This window comes from Haloferax massiliensis (assembly GCF_001368915.1).
In the GTDB taxonomy this organism is placed as follows: Archaea; Halobacteriota; Halobacteria; order Halobacteriales; family Haloferacaceae; genus Haloferax; species Haloferax massiliensis.
In genome coordinates, this window is sequence record NZ_CSTE01000005.1 from 1 (window position 1) to 17,348 (window position 17,348).

Annotated in this window: 16 protein-coding genes; 13 read left to right on the forward strand and 3 right to left on the reverse strand. The window is 67.9% G+C overall.

Going from position 1 to position 17,348, the window contains the following annotated elements; all coding sequences use genetic code 11:
- From BN996_RS16220 to BN996_RS16245, 6 genes are all read left to right on the forward strand, one after another.
- The coding region (locus BN996_RS16220; protein ID WP_089780792.1) for a PAS domain-containing sensor histidine kinase at window positions 1-2,512 on the forward strand (2,512 nt) is incomplete at its 5' end.
- 162 nt (window positions 2,513-2,674) lie between these two features.
- A complete protein-coding gene (locus BN996_RS16225) occupies window positions 2,675-3,262 on the forward strand; it encodes a nitrous oxide reductase accessory protein NosL (RefSeq protein WP_089780794.1) in 588 nt (195 codons plus the stop codon).
- Between the two features lie 145 nt (window positions 3,263-3,407).
- On the forward strand, window positions 3,408-3,896 hold the full coding sequence (locus tag BN996_RS16230) for a DoxX family protein (RefSeq protein WP_089780796.1): 489 nt from the start codon (window positions 3,408-3,410) through the stop codon (window positions 3,894-3,896).
- Window positions 3,897-4,411: 515 nt separating this feature from the next.
- On the forward strand, window positions 4,412-5,398 hold the full coding sequence (locus BN996_RS16235) for a hypothetical protein (protein WP_226908781.1): 987 nt from the start codon (window positions 4,412-4,414) through the stop codon (window positions 5,396-5,398).
- Between the two features lie 196 nt (window positions 5,399-5,594).
- The gene (locus BN996_RS16240) at window positions 5,595-5,936 is read left to right on the forward strand and encodes a winged helix-turn-helix domain-containing protein (RefSeq protein WP_089780800.1); all 342 of its coding nucleotides are present in this window, start codon (window positions 5,595-5,597) and stop codon (window positions 5,934-5,936) included.
- Window positions 5,936-6,259, forward strand: coding sequence for a DUF7521 family protein (locus tag BN996_RS16245; RefSeq protein ID WP_050460310.1), 324 nt, complete (start codon window positions 5,936-5,938; stop codon window positions 6,257-6,259). Before BN996_RS16240 ends, BN996_RS16245 begins: the two co-directional genes overlap by 1 nt.
- 31 nt (window positions 6,260-6,290) lie before the next feature.
- Here BN996_RS16245 and BN996_RS16250 read toward each other — a convergent pair whose 3' ends face one another.
- Together BN996_RS16250 and BN996_RS16255 are read right to left on the reverse strand one after the other, a co-directional pair.
- On the reverse strand, window positions 6,291-7,274 hold the full coding sequence (locus tag BN996_RS16250; protein ID WP_089780802.1) for a DUF1028 domain-containing protein: 984 nt from the start codon (window positions 7,272-7,274) through the stop codon (window positions 6,291-6,293).
- A 63-nt stretch (window positions 7,275-7,337) separates the two neighbouring features.
- Window positions 7,338-7,937: a TetR/AcrR family transcriptional regulator gene (locus tag BN996_RS16255; protein WP_089780804.1), complete on the reverse strand. Its 600-nt coding sequence runs from the start codon at window positions 7,935-7,937 to the stop codon at window positions 7,338-7,340.
- A 107-nt stretch (window positions 7,938-8,044) separates the two neighbouring features.
- On the opposite strand from BN996_RS16255, the gene BN996_RS16260 reads away from it, so the two are divergent.
- The 7 genes from BN996_RS16260 to BN996_RS16290 all read left to right on the forward strand — a co-directional run bounded on the left by BN996_RS16260 (window position 8,045) and on the right by BN996_RS16290 (window position 15,687).
- Window positions 8,045-9,337: an ABC transporter substrate-binding protein gene (locus BN996_RS16260; RefSeq protein WP_089780806.1), complete on the forward strand. Its 1,293-nt coding sequence runs from the start codon at window positions 8,045-8,047 to the stop codon at window positions 9,335-9,337.
- 85 nt (window positions 9,338-9,422) lie between these two features.
- Window positions 9,423-9,590, forward strand: a complete 168-nt coding sequence (locus BN996_RS20245) for a hypothetical protein (protein WP_167344158.1) — start codon at window positions 9,423-9,425, stop codon at window positions 9,588-9,590.
- 132 nt (window positions 9,591-9,722) lie between these two features.
- The gene (locus BN996_RS16270) at window positions 9,723-10,268 is read left to right on the forward strand and encodes a ribbon-helix-helix protein, CopG family (protein ID WP_089780811.1); all 546 of its coding nucleotides are present in this window, start codon (window positions 9,723-9,725) and stop codon (window positions 10,266-10,268) included.
- Window positions 10,269-10,453: 185 nt separating this feature from the next.
- A complete protein-coding gene (locus tag BN996_RS16275; RefSeq protein ID WP_089780813.1) occupies window positions 10,454-11,671 on the forward strand; it encodes an Nramp family divalent metal transporter in 1,218 nt (405 codons plus the stop codon).
- The gene (locus BN996_RS16280; protein WP_089780815.1) at window positions 11,671-13,686 is read left to right on the forward strand and encodes a hydantoinase/oxoprolinase family protein; all 2,016 of its coding nucleotides are present in this window, start codon (window positions 11,671-11,673) and stop codon (window positions 13,684-13,686) included. Before BN996_RS16275 ends, BN996_RS16280 begins: the two co-directional genes overlap by 1 nt.
- Window positions 13,683-15,290, forward strand: a complete 1,608-nt coding sequence (locus BN996_RS16285; RefSeq protein WP_089780817.1) for a hydantoinase B/oxoprolinase family protein — start codon at window positions 13,683-13,685, stop codon at window positions 15,288-15,290. The genes BN996_RS16280 and BN996_RS16285 overlap by 4 nt, the downstream gene beginning before the upstream one ends.
- Before the next feature lie 187 nt (window positions 15,291-15,477).
- Window positions 15,478-15,687 (forward strand): hypothetical protein, encoded by a 210-nt coding sequence (locus BN996_RS16290; protein WP_050460302.1) that lies wholly within the window; start codon window positions 15,478-15,480, stop codon window positions 15,685-15,687.
- 300 nt (window positions 15,688-15,987) lie between these two features.
- Here the strand turns inward: BN996_RS16290 and BN996_RS16295 are convergent, their stop codons facing one another.
- A complete protein-coding gene (locus tag BN996_RS16295) occupies window positions 15,988-17,262 on the reverse strand; it encodes a M24 family metallopeptidase (protein ID WP_089780819.1) in 1,275 nt (424 codons plus the stop codon).
- Window positions 17,263-17,348 lie beyond the last annotated feature (86 nt).

Consider the following 17,348-nt stretch of genomic DNA (forward strand, 5'->3'; position numbering starts at 1 on the left):
GCGCGCGGCGCTCGCCGACCGGTCCGTCTCCTGTCTCGTCGCCGCCGCGGACCTCCCCGACGGTCTCGAACTCGATGCGCTCGCCTCGCCGGACGACTCCCCCGCCGGGTTCCCGGTGGTCGTCTACGCCGCCGCCGGAAACGAGGCGTTCGCCGCCCGTGCGGTCTCGGTCGGCGTCGACGACTATCTGGTCCGCGACGACGCCGACGACTCCCACGCGGCGCTCGTCGAGTCGGTCCGGTCGCTCTCCGACCGGGACGAAGCCGGCCGCCGCCCCGAGACCAAAAGCTACCGCGTCATCGTCGAGGCGATGGAAGACGGCGCGTTCGTCCTCGACGAGGACCGCCGCGTCGAGTACGTGAACCCCCGAATCGAGGAGATAACGGGGCACGCCTCCGAGGCGCTCCGCGGCGAGCAGTTCGAGTCGCTCGTCGACGCCGGGCTGTTCCCCGCCGACGAGTACGAGCGCTACCGCGACGCCGTCTCGCGTGTGCTCTCGGAGGGCGTCACCGAGCGCCTCGACGTTCGGTTCGTCGACGCCGACGGCGACCCGCGGCTGTTCGAACTCTCGTTGTCTCCGGCCGGCGACGGCGAGCGAGTGACCGGCGTCGTCGGCATCCCGCGGGACGTGACCGACCGAGAGGTCGCCACCACCCAGCGCGGCGAACTGCTCGAACGCATGACGGACGCCTTCTTCGCCCTCGACGCCGACTGGCGGTTCGTCTACCTCAACGACCGCGCGAGAGACGTCTTCGGCGAGGTCCGAGAGCCCGACCTCGGCGAGTGCATCTGGGACCTGCTCCCCTCGCCCGCCGCCGACACCGAACTGTACGAGAAGTACCACGAGGCGATGCGGACCCAGGAGCCGGTGACGTTCGAGACCTTCTCCGAGCCGTACGACGGCTGGTTCGAGATTCGGGCGTACCCCTCGCCGTCGGGGCTGTCGGTCTACTTCCGCGACGTGACGACGCGGAAGCGCTACCTTCAGGCGCTCGAATCGACCAACCAGCGCCTCGAAACGGTGTTGCAGAACCTGCCGGTCATCCTCTCGGCGTTCGACGCCGAGGGCGTGTTCACCATGTCCGAAGGGGCCGGACTGGAGTCGCTCGGCCGCGAACCCGGCGAGGTGGTCGGTCGCTCCGCGTTCGACCTGTACGACGACACGCCCGCGGCCACCGACGCCATCGCCCGCGGCCTGTCGGGCGAGGCGGTCGACACCAGAATCGAGTACCGCGGCTCGATTTACGACGCCTGGTACCGCCCCGTCTTCGACGACGACGGCGAGGTGTCGGAACTCCTCGGCGTCGCCATCGACGTCACCAACCGCGCGCGGCTCGAAGACGGTCTCCGGTCCCTGCAAGCGGTCACGCAGGACTTCATCCTCACCGAGAGCGTCGAGGAGGTCGCGGCGCTCGCGGCCGACGCCGTCCCCGAACTCGTGACCGACGCCGAGGCCGCCGTCTGGCTCGCCGACGACCACGGTTCCCTGTCGCCGGCCGCCTCGACCGCGGGCCAGTTCGACTCGGAGGCGCGAACCGAGACGTCTCCGGGCGGCTTCGAGTCCGAGACCGTCACCCGGGTCGACGCGGTGGCGTTCGACGACCGGCTTCTTCCCCCCGAATCCGACGCGGCGTCGGTCCTGCGCGTCCCGCTCGGGAGCCACGGCCTCCTCGTCGTCTCGACCGCCGACGCGTTCCTCGACGCCGACGAGGACCTGCTCGAACTCCTCGGGTCGACGGTCACCTCCGCGCTCTCGGGAACCGTCCGCGAACAGGAGCTTCGCAACCGCGAGGCGGACCTCGCGGCGGCCAACGAGCGGCTCGACGACTTCGTCTCCATCGTCGCCCACGACCTCCGTAACCCGCTCGCTGTCGCCACCGGCTACCTCGACCTCGGGATGGAGTCGGGCGAACGGGAACACCTCGAACGCGCCGCCAACGCCGTCGACCGGATGTCCAAGCTGGTCGATGACCTCCTCGACCTCGCCCGCCAGCGGACGCCCGTGCTCGACGCCACGCCCGTCGACCTCGCGCGCGTCGTCGACCACGCGTGGCGCTTCGTCGACACCGGGGACGCGACGCTCGTCCGCGAGGAACTGTTCGTCGTCGACGGCGACGACGGCCGCCTGCTCAGGCTCTTCGAGAACCTGTTTCGGAACTCGGTCGAGCACGGCTCGACGGGCAGTCGGGACTCTCCCGACGACGCCGTAGAACACGGCACGCCCCCCGACGAACCGCTCACCGTCCGCGTCGGCTCGCTCGACGACCGCACCGGCTTCTACGTCGCGGACAACGGCGCCGGAATCCCCGAGAACATCCGCGAGCGGGTGTTCGACCACGGCTACACCACGACGCCGCGGGGAACCGGCTACGGCCTCGCAATCGTCGACGACATCGCCGACGCCCACGGCTGGTCCGTCTCGCTCGGCGAGTCGGCCGAGGGCGGCGCGCGGTTCGAGTTCGTGACCCAACCCGTGCGGGCGGCGACCGGGTCGGCGGAGACCGACGAGTGACACACACGATATCTGTCGCCGAGGGCGCGTCCTCGATACCGGCCGTGCCGAGCCACGGCGCTCTCGACTCGGCCGGAAAGTGACGACTCGGCTTCACGATGCCGCGCTTGGTTCGCTTTCCGCACCAATCACCATTTGAGCACCCCCCGACTAGCTTGGCGTATGTGCCACGACTGCGACCGAACCGTCGCTCGTCGGACCGTGTTGTCCGCTGTCGGTGCCGCGGGCGTCGCCGCTACGGCGGGGTGTCTGGGCGGCAGCGGAACCGACGGCGGCGGCGACGCTCCCGAGGCAATCGCGTTGACCGGCGGCGAACAGTGCGACGCCTGCGGGATGGTCATCGACCAACACCCCGGCCCCGCCGGGCAACTGTTCTACGCCGACCACAGCCCCGAGGGCCACGACAATCCGGCGCGGTTCGGTAGCGCTTGGGAGACGCTTTCCTACGCGCTGGACCGCGAGGACGACGGGTGGAATCGCGCCGGCGGCTACCTCACCGACTACAGTTCCGTCGACTACGACCTGTTCGACGACGGCGGGAAGACGTTCATCTCCGCGCACCTCGACCCCGACGCGTTCGCGCCGATGGACGACCTCGTCTACGTCGTCGGCACCGAGGTCAACGGGTCGATGGGCCGCGATTTCGTCCCGTTTTCCGACGACGGCGACGCCGAGGCCTTCGCCGACGCGCACGACGGAACTGTCTACGAGCGCGACGAGATATCTCGCGACCTCATCGCCCGGCGCTGAGGGCTCAGACTCTCTTTTTCGGTCGTTCTCGATTCCTTAGATTCGGAAATCACGCTCCATTTATATACCCTCAACGGTCGTTCGTTCATTTGTTAGGTGAAAGACAATGGCCGCTAACTCACAAATCGAGATGCTGGGGAACAGAATGGACTTCGACTACTCGCAGGGCGCGACGGGCTACGTCCTCGTGCTGACTCGCCTCATCACCGGCTACTGGTTCCTCCACGCCGGCGTGACGAAGATCGTCGGCGAGCCGTTCAGCGCCGCGGGCTACCTCGCGAACGCCCCCGCCGCGTCGCCCCTCCAGGGCTTCTTCGCGTGGGCCGCCGCGACCCCGTGGCTCCTCGACTTCACGAACTTCATGGTTCCGTGGGGTGAGGCCCTCATCGGTCTCGGACTCCTCGTGGGTGCACTCGTCCGGCTCGCCGCCTTCTTCGGCGGCGTCCTGATGGTGTTCTTCTACCTCGGGAACGCCGACTGGGCCCACGGCGTGGTCAACGGCGACCTGTTCGGCCTCATGATGTTCGTCATCGTCGGGACGCTCGCGGCGGGCCGCATCCTCGGCCTCGACGCCATCATCGAGAAGATGGAGTTCGTCCGACAGCGCCCCGCGCTCAAGTACCTCCTCGGCTGAGCGGGACATCTTTCCCCCCGCGCGGCCCTGTCGGTGCGCCGCGGTGACCCACCAACGCCACCGCACCCGGCGCGCTTCGACGAGAACTGCGAGACGAGACTGATTTTCGTGGTGTTACTGCTTTTCGCTGAGCCGATGGCGTTTGCCGGGACGACCGCTCGGACTTCTACTTATAGCTGTCGCCGAGTTGCGGCCGCCCGCACTCGATAGCTCGGTTATATGCTCCTGTCGGGTGACCGCTACGTTGCCGCATGTCCCCTGACGACTCTCGGCCCTCCACAGGCTCGACGCGACGACAGTTCCTCGCCACGGGAACCGCCGCGGCGGCCGCGTCGCTCTCCGCGCTGACTGCCGGTTGCCTCTCGGACCTTCCCCCGCTCGGCGGTGCCCAGCGCTACGGTCGCCTTGAGATCCCCTCGACGCCTGCCCCGGCGTATCGGCGCTGGCTCCCCGCACCGTCGAGCGTCGAGCGCCCGCCCGACAGATACTATTTCAGTTCGTCTCGGAAGCCGAGGATGCGGCCCGAAGCTCCGCCGCTCTTCGTCACCCGGCAGGCGCACGACAAGGCGGCGCTGGACTACTTCGGCATCGGTTTCGACCGATACGACCATCTCGTGGACTCGGTCTTCGGGAGCGTAATCGAGGCATCTTTCGAGCGCTCGTCCGTCGGTCAGACGCTCACCGAAAGCGGATACGACCGGTCCGGTGCGTACCGCGGCTACGACGTGTTCGACCGCGACGACGGTCCCCGCCGGGTCGCCGTCGGCGACGATACCATCGTGTTCACGAGCGCGAACCTCCACGACGAACCGAATCTGGAAGCCCTCGTCGATACTGGCGCAGGCGAGCGACCCCGGTACCACGAGATCGACTCCGACTTCGAGCAGTTGACCGCGGCGGCCGGCGGGCCATCTCACGTCGGCGTCAACACGACGATTCACGGCCCTACGGGACGACCAGCGATGCTCGCCGACGGCTTTCGGTTCGACCGCGAGAACGTCTATCAGGTCGTCCACTACCAGTACACGACCGACCGCGTTCCCACGAAAGAGGCGATCGAATCGGAGTTCAGGCGAGAGCACTATCGCTTCGCCGACGCCGCCGAGACCTTCGACGTGTACATCGACGGCCGGCTCGCCACGGTCGAGACGCGCGTGCCGCTCCGGCCCGACGGCGAAATCGACCCGCGGTACCGGCTTCCGCAGGTGACGTGGGGGTTGGCCTACGACGAGGCGACCGACTGCGTTACGGTACGCCACGAGGCAGGCGAGACCGTCCCCGCTGACCGACTCTTCTACGACCTCTCTCTTCCCGAAGCTCCCGGGCGCGTCGAGAAAAAGCCGCTCTGGCCGGGAGCCGAGACGGTCGCGCCCGGCGCGGAGGCAACTATCGACCTCAGCGACTCTCCCGGTGCCGACCGAGCAAGCGTCGTGTACTCGATAGGCGGCACGCACTTCACCGTCCTCTTCGGCCGCGAACTCGGCGGTGAGACCGATGCGTGACGCTGTCTCGTGCGCCCGGGTCGGCCGCTTTCGACACCGCTGTTCTCCCCCGTGCCAGCCTTCCGTTCCCCCTCACCGGCCTCACCTCCCGCCGCGCCCACCGTTTTCTCCGAGCGGCGGTACGACTGGCTTCGATTTCCACACCAGCGATGAGACACAGCACCTATGGACGAGTCGGATGACCCGTAGAGACGAGATGGCAGACGTCGACCTGGCGACCGTCGTCGCGCTCCTCGACGACGAGCACGTACGGTCGATTCTGGTGGCGACAAGCGAGTCGCCGCGGTCGGCGAAGGAACTCAGCGAGCGGTGCGGGCTTTCGACCTCGTCTATCTACCGCCGTCTCGACCGGCTCGTCGACGCGGATCTCGTCGCCGAGCGGACGCGACCCCGGGCCGACGGTCACCACGAAACGGCGTACGTCTCCCAACTGGACCGGTTCGAGGTGACGGTCCGCGGCGGCGACCTCTCGTGGGAACTCGACCGCCGGAGCGACGACGTGGCCGACCAACTGACGCGCATGTGGGGGAAGTTCTGATGGCGCTCCCCGGCTTCGGCACTCCCATCGGACTCCTCGCCGGCGGCGCGGCGACGCTCTCCGCACTCGTCGGCCTCTACATCGGCTATCAGGCCTACCGCGGCCTCCGACGGAACGACGAGCGGTCGATGCGGTGGCTCTCGGTCGGCATGATTCTCCTGTTCGGCGTCACCTACACGCTCGCGGTCGCGGGACAGGGTCTCGTCGCGTTCCGCCTCGTTCCCATCCACTTTCAGGGGGTCTTCCGGCTGCTCGTCAGACTGACGCAACTCGCTGGATTGGGCTGTATCGCCTACTCACTCCGTATCGCGACGGGCCGGTAGGCGTCAGTTTCCACCCGGGTCTCGGAATTGACTACTTCCTGTCGAGCCTGCTGAGGCCCTGCCAAATCGCCTCGATGAGCCGCGCTTCTCCGTCGGGTTCGCCCGTCGGGTCGCCCGCTCCCGCCGTCTCGCTCTCGCCCGCCGTCTCCCCGCCATCAACGTCGTCCCAGCCGCGGGCGATGGCGTCTTCGAGGACGGAAAGCGAGTGGTTCTCGAAGTTGTTCATGCCTCTGAACGATTCGAGCGCCTCCGCGGCCTCGTCGTCGAACTCGTCGCTCGGCGTCCCGTCGTAGAAGCCGAGTTCGGAGAGCGTTTCGAGCACCGCCTCGGCCGTCTCGCCGGACAGCGACCGAGTTTCTGCGGGCGATTCGCGCTCCAAGAGCGTGATGTCGTACAGCTTGAACACGCGTTCGAGCTCGTCTATCGGGCGGTCGTGGTCGTCGACGCGCACGTCGACCCAGCGGTCGTTGCCGCCGTCGTAGCCCCCCTCGGGCTTGGCGATGTACATCGCCGCGGACTGCTCGCCGCGCTTGTCGCCGCCGGCGTCGTTGCCGGCGTGGAGCGCCGCGAGCAGGCGTTCCGGGAGCCCGCCGTCGGTCGTCTCGAACGCCTCGGCCATCGCGTCGAGCGTCGCCTCGTTTTCGAGGATGTTCCCCTGGACGGTGTAGTGCTCTCCTTGGATGTCGCCGGCCACGTCGAAGCACTCGTCGCCGGTGAAGGCCGCGACGCTCCCGTCGGCCCCCACGACGCCGACCTGTCTGCTCGGGGCCTCGTCGTCGGCGTCGGTCAGTTCGGCGACGACTTCCTCGGCCGAGCGCCCCTCACGCAGGAGGTCCAATCCGTCGGGACCGTAGGCGACGTTCGCGAAGCTCTGGGTGGCGATTGCGCCGGCGTCCGCGCTGACGAACGGGACGACGGAGCCGACGCTCACGAACTTCGATTGGACGGCCACGCCGACGGCGTCCTGTTCGGGGTCGCGGGCGACGATGGAGAAGGTCGACGGTCGCGGTGTCATGGTCGGAACCGACGGACGCCGGGCGAATAAGGGTTCAGGTGACCGGGCGGAGCGCCCGCTCGGTCACGCCGAGATACGGTCGATGTGCGAGTCGATTGCCGCCCGGAGCGACTCGATTGACTCGTCGGGCTCGAACACCGTCACCCGGCGGGCGCGCGTCCCGGTCAGAATCGAGAGGAACAGTTCGGCCTCGGCGTCGGGGTCGATGGCCTCGAACTCGCCGGCCTCGATTCCGCGGACGAGGATGTCCCGTAGGTGCGCCGTCAGTTCGTCGTCGATGTGGCGGTACTCCGCTCGATAGGCCTCGTCGTGCCGGGCGTTCATCCGGAGTTCGAACATCGACAGTTGGAGCCGATAGGCCTCCTCGGAGAGCGTCTCGGGCAGGAGCGCGTCGACCAGCGTTTCGAGTTCCTCCCTCGGTGTGCGGTCCCCCCGCGGGAGGCCGTCGAGGAACTCCGCCAGGACGTAGTCGAGGAAGTCGACCAGTAGCTCGTCTTTCCCGTCGTAGTGATAGTACAGGAGCGCCTTGCTGTTCTCGAACTCGTCGGCGATGTCCTGCGTCGTCAGGTTGCCGTAGCCGCGTTTCTGTAGCGCCCTGTACGTCGCCTCCATGATTCGCCGCTTCGCCGGCTCCAACTCCTCGGCGCGCCCGTCCTGCGTCATGCTCCGGCCGTTCGCGTTCGACGGACGTGTCGCTTTCGGGTCGTCGCGGGGAGTTCCGACGGCCGGAGGTCCGAAGGAACTTTGTGCTTTTAGGCCAGCCTAAAATCATGACAGGCGACGACAGTCACGGACCCGAACCGACGCGGCGGCGGTATCTCAAGTACGGTGGCGCGGTCGCCGCCGGCGGATTACTCGCCGGTTGTGCGGGCGGTTCGACGGAGTCGCTAACCACTGGGTCTGCGGACACAGACGCGTCGGGGGACCGGACCGCGACCACGACGACGACTTCCACCGAGACGGAGACGACGACCGACGACGAGGCGGACGGCGGTTCGTACTCGGTGTCGATGGCCCCCGTCGGTGAGGTCGAGTTCGACGCCGTACCGGAACGCGCCCTGACCTACTACCCGGTGTCGGCCGACGCGACGGTCGCCTTCGGCCACGGCGATGCCATCACCGGTATCGGCTACGATAAGGAACTGTTCGGCAACACGGTCGATTACTACTACGACGCGCTCGACGGCGTGGACTTCGAGTGGGAGGACCTCGGCCGCGTCACGCCGGCGTCGAACCCGAACGCCCTCGACAGGGAACTGTTCTACGAACTGGATAGCGACGTTCACTTCCTCGACCCGGCGCTCCTCCGGAGTTCCTCCTTCGACTGGACCGAAGACGAGGTCGCGTCAATCGCGTCCGACGTGGGTCCGTGGTTCGGCAACTACTACAGTCGGACGAACGCCGAACCGCCGGAACCCTACCGCGACCGCTACGAGTACTACACGCTGTGGGAGTACCTCGGTTACATCGCGGCGGTGTTCCGGGAGGAGGCGCGCTACCGGGCGTTTAAGTCGATCCGGGACGACCTCGTCGCCCGAATACAGGCCGACCTCCCACCGGCGTCCGAGCGGCCGTCGCTCGCCGTCGTCGCCTACACCGGCGGGACGTTCTGGCCGTACGACTTCACGCAGGACGGTTACCTCTGGGCGCACCTTCGACCGTTCGGGATGCCGAACGCCTTCGCGGCCACCGACGCCGAGACCGGGTCGGGCGGGTCGTACGACTACGAGGCGATGGTCGAGACCGCGCCCGACGTCGTCCTCCGGTACTGGGGGACCGCGCTCGGCGACTCGTTCCGCTCGAACCGCGAGGAGGTGCTTTCCGACCCGCTCGCGGACGAGGTCCCCGCGTTCCGCGACGGCCGGTACTTCCCGTCCGGAAACGGGATGCAGGGGCCGATTATGAACCTGTTCCAGTTGGAGATGACCGCCAAGCAGCTCTTTCCCGACCGCTTCGGCGCGTGGCCCGGCTACGGCGACGGAGAGTCGTACCCCGAGATTCCGGCGGGCGAACGGCTGTTCAACCGCGGCCGCGTCGCCGACGTCGTCACCGGCGAGTTCTGACGGCCGCCCGAGTGACTGCCGGTCGAACCAGTTCGAAATCGGGATACGGACCGCCGATGGCGAGGCGGTGCCGTGCCGCGACCACGTGGGCCATCTGCCCTACGAGAGCGAGGAGTTCCGCGGTTCGGCCGGCATCCTCCGGGACCTCTCCGGCGAGCGGGTCCGCCGGGACGAACTCGCGCGCGACGAGCTCTTCACCGAGTCGGCGACGGTCGCGGGTTTGTCCGCCCGGCGACGGCGAAGCGACGACTGACGCCCGCGTCGCCGCTTACAATTTCTAAAATTTTCACACTTTTCGGACGGCTACGTTCGGTTCGTCAGCCGTTTTCGGCTCACGGCGGGCGTCTGCACATCGCTTAAGAACCCCTCCGAGAGTTAGACACTCATGGTCACGAATCGCATCACCGTGTCGCTGGACGAGGACGCCCAGTCGGCGCTCGACGGCCTCGCCGGTCGGACCGACAAGGCGCAGAGCGAACTCGTCCGCGAGGCGCTCGTCTTCTACGCGGCCAACTTCGAGGCGGCGACAACCGACGCCGGCCCGAACCTCGAAGCCTACCACCAGATGCTGTCGAGCGGCGAGCACGTCCTCCTCGACGTGGACTTCCTGCACACGTTTCTCGACTACGTCGAGGACGCCGACGGCGACCCGGACCCGGAGTTCCTCGACGCCGTCGACCGGGTCGCGGCGTTCCACGCCCACGAGTACCGCGACCGGTTCGAGTCGCTGGGCGAACTCCTCGACTGGCTGTCGTTCTGCGGCTTTCTCACGGTCCGCGCCTCCGAGGGAGACACCTTCCACGTCGTCTTCCCCACCGAGTCGGTCAAGTGGTTCATGTCGCGGTTCATCGCGCTCAGCACCGAGCAGTCGCCGTTCGACATCGAGGTCGAAGCGGGCGTCTCGAAGGTGCTTCTCACCGAGGTCCGGTGAGGGTCGCGTCCGGCGCGGACCCGAACCGGACGCCGGTCCCCCGAACCAGTCGCCGGTCCGGACCCGCCGCTGACTTCATACTCGTTCATACTCGTTCACACGCACTCTCCCCGCCGTACACGCCGTTCTCAACCGGGATTTATCAACCAGAGTTTGATACGTCAATCCACCTCACAGGGAGAACCATGAACTTCATCGAACGTCTGAAATCTATCGGCCCGGGCGCGATGGTCGCCGCCGCGTTCATCGGCCCCGGCACGGTCACGACCGCGAGCGTGACGGGCGCTCGATTCGGCTACGCGCTCGTCTGGACCATCGCCTTCTCGATAGTCGCCACTATCGTCTTACAGGAGATGAGCGCCCGACTCGGCCTCGTCTCCCGCGAGGGGCTCGGCGAGGCGCTCCGCGAGCAGTTCGACAGCCCCGCGCTGTCGGGGCTGAGCATCGCCCTCGTCGTGAGCGCCATCGGCATCGGCACGGCCGCCTACGAGACCGGGAACATCCTCGGCGGCGCGGCCGGGTTGGAGGGCCTGACCGGAATCAGCGCCAACCTCTGGGGGCCCGCGATGGGCCTCGTCGCCGGCGTCCTCCTGTGGTCCGGCAAGTACAAACTCATCGAGAAAGCGCTCGTCGGCCTCGTCTCCGTCATGGCCGTCTCCTTCCTCATCGACGCCATCCTCATCGGCCCCGACCTCGGCGCGCTCGCCCGCGGGTTCGTCCCGAGCGTTCCGCAGGGGTCGGCGTTCCTCATCACCGGCCTCATCGGGACGACCGTCGTCGGCTACAACCTCTTTCTCCACGCCGGGAGCGTCCAAGAGCGGTGGGCCGGCCCCGAGGAGTTGAACGAGTCGCGGGCCGACACGGTCCTGTCTATCGTCCTCGGCGGCTTCATCACCATCTCGATTCTCGTCACCGCCGCGGCGGCGTTCCCCGTCGGGACGAACATCCAGAACGTGAGCACGATGGCCGAACAGCTCGAACCCCTCGTCGGCACGCAGGCGAAGGTGTTCTTCGGCATCGGGCTGTTCGCCGCGGGCTTCACCAGCGCGACGACCGCTCCGCTGGCCGGCGCGTACGCGACTGCGGGGGCGCTCGGCTGGGACACCGACCTCAAGTCCACGAAGTTCCGCGCCGTCTGGGGCTCGATTCTGCTCGTCGGCATCGTCTTCTCCGCGGTCGGCTACAGCCCCGTGCAGGCCATCGTCTTCGCGCAGGTCGCAAACGGCGTCCTGCTTCCCATCGTCGCCGTCTTCCTCATCTACGTGATGAACGACCGCGACATCCTCGGGTCGTACGCCAACTCCACGCTCCAGAACGTCGTCGGCGGGCTGGTGACGCTCGTCGTCGTCTGGCTCGGTCTCCGAACGCTCTATACGGTCGCCGCCGATATGGGGGTGTTCTGATGGACGCAGAGACGCGAATCGGCGTCGACGTCGGCGGCACCTTCACCGACGTGGCGCTGTTGACTCCCGAGGGACGGCTCGTCACCGCGAAGGTCCCGAGCACGGACGACCAGAGCGTCGGCGTCGTCCGCGGCATCGAGAAGGCCTGCGACGACGCCGGCATCGACCCCGCCGAGGTGGACGCGTTCACCCACGCGATGACCGTCTCGGTCAACGCGCTCCTCGAAGACGACGGCGCGACGACCGCGCTCGTCACCACCGAGGGTTTCCGCGACGTGCTCGAAATCGGCCGGCAGGCCCGCCCCGACCTCTACGACGTGACCGCCGACAAGCCCGACCCGCTCGTCCCGCGCCGCCGCCGGTTCGAGGTGACGGAGCGCGCGACGGTCGATGGCATTCAGACCGAAGTCGACGAGTCGGAGGTCCGCGCGCTCGCCGACGACATCCGCGACGCCGGCGCAGAGAGCGTCGCCGTCTCGCTCCTGCACGCCTACCAGCACCCCGAAAACGAGCGCGTCGTCGCCGACGTGCTCCGCGAGGAACTCGACGCGCCGGTGTCGGCGTCCCACGAGGTGCTCGCCGAGTTCCGCGAGTTCGAGCGCACCTCGACCACCGCGGTCGACGCCTACGTGACGCCCGCAATCGACAGCTACCTCGGTCGCCTCGAATCCCGCGCGGCCGACCTCGGCGTCCCGGTTCCCGAAATCATGCAGGCCAACGGCGGCATCGCCCCGGCCTCGACGGTGCGCGAACACGCCGTGACGACCACGATGTCCGGGCCGGCCGCGGGCGTCGTCGGCGCGGCGGAGACTGCGACCGGGTCCGGCGACGACCTCGCCGGCCTCGTCACCTTCGACATGGGCGGCACCTCCAGCGACGTGAGCCTCGTCCGCGACGGCGAGGTCGAGCGGACCACCGACGCCGAAATCAACGGCCGACCCATCAAGACGCCGATGGTTGACGTGAACACCGTCGGCGCGGGCGGCGGCTCTATCGCGTGGGTCGACTCGGGCGACGCACTCCGGGTCGGGCCGCGCTCGTCGGGCGCGAACCCCGGCCCGGCCTGCTACGGCCGCGGCGGCACCGACCCGACCGTGACTGACGCGAACGTCGTCCTCGGCTACATCGGCGGCAGTTCCGCTCTCGGCGGCGAACTCTCCCTCGACGTGGACGCCGCCCGCGACGCGCTCGCCGGACTCGCCGACGGGGCCGGACTGGACGACGCGCTCGCGGCCGCCCGCGGCATCTACCGCGTCGCCAACGCCAACATGACGCGGGCGATTCGCGCCGTGACCGTCGAGCGCGGCCACGACCCGCGGCAGTTCGGCCTCGTCGCCTTCGGCGGTGCCGGCCCGATGCACGCCGCCGCCCTCGCCGACAGCCTCGACATCGAGACCGTGGTGGTCCCGCGGGCCTGCGGCGTCCTCTCGGCGTACGGCCTGCTCGCGGCCGACCAGAAACACGACTCGGTGCGGACGCTCCGCCGCCCGCTTTCCGACCTCGACGGGGAGGCGGTCGACGCCGCCTACGCCGACCTCGAAGCCGACACGCTCGACGACGTGGCCGACCCCGACGAGGCGACGGTCCGGCGCGCCGCCGACCTCCGGTACGTCGGCCAGAGCTTCGAACTGACCGTCCCCGTCGGCGAGGCGTTCGACGCCGAGGCGGTCGAGGCGCGGTTCCACGAGGCACACGAGAGCGCCTACGGCTACCGCCTCGACGACCCGGTCGAACTCGTCAACGTCCGGGCGACCGCCGTGGTCGAGCGCGACCCGCTCGACGTGACCTACCGCGGCGGCGGCGACGCCCGCAAGGACACCCGCGAGGCGTTCTTCGACGGCGTGTTCCGCGAGACGCCCGTCTACGACCGCGACGGCCTCGGTGCGGGGGCGACCGTCGAGGGACCGGCCATCCTCGAACAGCACGAGAGCACCGTCGTCGTGCCCCCGGCGTGGGGCGGGACGGTCGGGGCCGACGGGACGCTCGTCCTGACCAGCGGGGGTGACGGCGAATGAGCGACCGCGAGGTCGACCCCGTGACGCTCGAAATCATGCGCAACCAGTTCGAGAGCGTCGCCGAGGAGATGGGGCAGGTGCTCATCACCTCGTCGTACTCGCCGAACATCAAGGAGCGCCGCGACTGCTCGACGGCGCTGTTCGACGCCGACGGCCGCCTCGTCGCGCAGGCCGAACACATCCCGGTCCACCTCGGCGCGATGCCCGAGGCCGTGGAGACGGTCCTCGACTACGACCCGGAACCCGGCGACGTGTTCGTCCTCAACGACCCCTTCGAGGGCGGGACGCACCTCCCCGACGTGACGATGGTGTCGCCGCTCGCGGTCGACGGCGAGGTGCTCGGCTACGCCGTCTCGCGGGCGCACCACGCCGACGTGGGCGGGATGACGCCCGGCAGCATGCCCGCCGGCGCGCGCGAAATCTATCAGGAGGGGCTTCGACTCCCGCCGGTCAGACTCGTCGCCGGCGGCGAGACCAACGACGACGTGCTGTCGCTCCTCCTCGCCAACGTCCGCAACCCCGGCGAGCGCCGCGCCGACATCCGCGCGCAACTCGCGGCGAACGAGCGCGCCGAGGAGCGACTGGCCGACCTCGTCGCGGAACACGGTCGAGCCCGCGTCCTCGCGGCGTTCGACGCCGTGATGGACTACTCCCGGAACCGCGTCACCGCGGAACTGCGCGACCTGCCCGACGGCGAGTACCGCGCCAGCGACGTGCTCGAAGGCGACGGCGTGACCGACGAGGACATCCCCATCGAGGTGACCGCGACGGTCGACGGCGACGCCGTCGCGTTCGACTTCGACGGCACGGCCGACCAGGTCGCCGGCAACGTCAACGCGCCGCTCGCGGTCGCCAAGAGCGCGGTGTACTTCGTCGTTCGCTGCGTCACAGACCCCGAAATCCCGCCGAATCAGGGCTGTTACGACCCCATCTCGGTCGAGGTTCCCGATGGCTCGCTCCTCAACCCCGACGCGCCCGCGGCGGTCGTCGGCGGCAACGTCGAGACGAGTCAGCGCGTGACCGACGTGGTCTTCTCGGCGCTCGCCGACGCGGCCCCCGAGCGCGTCCCCGCGCAGGGACAGGGGACGATGAACAACCTGACCATCGGCAGTCGCGCCGGCGGGTCGGACGGCTTCACGTACTACGAGACCATCGGCGGCGGCTTCGGCGGCCGCGCCGGCGGCGACGGCATGGACGGCGTGCAGGTCGGGATGACGAACACGCTCAACACGCCGGTCGAGGCGCTGGAAGCCGAGTACCCGCTTTTCGTCGAGGCGTACGGCCTCCGCGAGGGAAGCGGCGGTCGCGGCGAGTTCCGCGGCGGCCTCGGCATCGTCCGGTCGGTCACCGTCGAGGCCGACGCGACCGTCTCGCTTCTCACCGAGCGCCGGCGGGTCGCCCCTCGCGGCATCGCCGGCGGCGAGGACGGAGCGACCGGACAGAACCTCGTCGACGGCGAGACGGTTCCGTCGAAGACGACCCGCGACGTGCCCGCCGGCACGACGGTCACGGTTCGGACGCCGGGCGGCGGCGGCTACGGCGACCACGACGACCGCGATGCCGACGCGCGCCGCCGGGACCGCGAGGACGGCAAGGCGGAGTAGCAACCGAAGGTGGTTGTGGCGGTCTCTGACCGCCTTTACACGCGAGAATTAGTTATTCTGGCACTGTTGACGCCTGCAGTCGCTGAGTGTTTGTCGAGTTCATGCTGAATAGAGCGCGCAGCATCCAGCGTACGAGATGAAACGTGAAAAGGACAATTTCTAAACACGCTCGCCCCTCTTTTTCAGTATGCCCTCCGAAACGGCCGAAAAACTCCAGTCAATCCGTACCCAAACGGACCTCCAGACGTTGATTCATGCCCTCGCACTGATTGTACTTGCTGATATTGGGTACTTCGTTTCCGATGGTAACGAACACTTCTTCCTGTTTGCCACAGTTGGAATTGTTGGTGGTATCATCGCCGTTAGTGCCGCCATCTCTGTCATACGCCGATTCTGATTCCGCCGGCCGTCGTTTGCAATGCTACGCGGACGCGTCCGTCGGGTTGGATTGACGTCCTTTGGTGATGCTGAACGCGCCCTCTCTGTGTCACCCGTATTCTGTTAGATTCTGGTGTGGTTAACAGAGCCGGATGACATTATAGACAACTGATTGGTCTGGTGTTTGATATTGGCGAAACGCTGATTTTGGAGTGCCTTTGGGTACTATCTGAATATAGTACGAGAAGATGAGGGCAACTAGGAGACAAATTTCATAATTTGTAAAATTTGTAGAAATCCCACAAACACATATCAACGTTCAGTAATCGATAACCGTTATCTCCTCGACGGGCCACTGGCTGAGCAGTTCGACGCCGTCGTCGCGGACGACGACCATCTCCTCGACGCGGACGCCCTGTCTCCCCGCCGGTTCCTGTGTCTCGACGGCCATCGTCATCCCCGCCTCGATTTCGATGGGGTGGTCCGGCGAGAGGCCGCGCCAGATGAGCGGTACTTCGTACAGTTGGAGGCCGAGGCCGTGGGCCCAGTGGTTGGTCGTCAACTGCCAGTGGTCGTCCGCGCCGTACCAGTCGGCGTGTTCGCCCGCCATGTCCGGGAACGCCGCCGCGATTTCGTCGGTGGTCTTCCCCGGCTCGATTTCGTCGAGGACGGCGTAGAGGTTGTCGCGGGCCGTCTCGTAGGCGTCGCGCTGTTCGTCGGTCGGTTCGCCCATCGAGAAGGTCCGGTAGTAACACGACCGGTAGCCGAGGTAGCCGACGTTGTAGAAGTCGGCGTAGACGAGGTCGCCGGGGCGAATCAGTCGGTCCGTCGTGTTCGCTTGGTGCTTCGGCCACGTGTTCGGCCCCGACGTGAGATAGCCGCCCTGCGCCATCGCGCCGTGCCGCCAGAGTTCGCGGACGGCGTCGCCCCACACCTCCGACTCCCGCGCGCCCGGCTTCGCGTTCTCGACGATGGCCTGGAAGCCCGCCTCGCAGATGGCCGCGACCTGTCGCAGACATTCGATTTCGTCTTCGGTCTTGGTCTTTCGGGCGTCCTCCATCACCGCCGCGCACTCGGCCGGCCGGGCGTCGATGCCCTTCGATTCGAAGGCGTCGAGCAGTCCCGCGTGGCCGGTGTCGATGCCCATCGCCTCGTTCGCGAGGCCGTACTCATCGAGGGCGTCGACGACGGTCTGGGCCATCTTGTCGAGGAGGAACGACCGGGCCGAGTCGCGGCCGGAGGCCCGCGGGACGTTCCCCAGTCCGGGACAGGCGTAGCGAACGTCGGTCAGCCACGGGCAGTTGTACCGCTGGTTGCTCGCGTGGTCGGCGGTGTCCCAGTGGACGACCGTGCCGTCTTCCAGAAGCAGCGAGTAGTGGTCCGCGCCCGACCCGCCGGTCATCGCCAACCCGGTCACGTACCGGATGTTCGGGTCGTCGATGAGGAGCATGCTCCCGAGGCCCGCCTCGCGCATCCGCGAGAGGGCGCGGTCCTTCCGCTCCTCGCGCATCCGCTTTACGTCGATGCGCTGTTCCCAGTCGACGGCCATCGTCCCGCGGGTCCCGCTCATGAACCCCCGCTCGTGGAAAGGCATACGCCCACCACTCGTGACTATCACATTAATTTGTTGTAGATGGGCGTTGCGAACACACCTCATGATTTATTGTCTCATACGTGAAT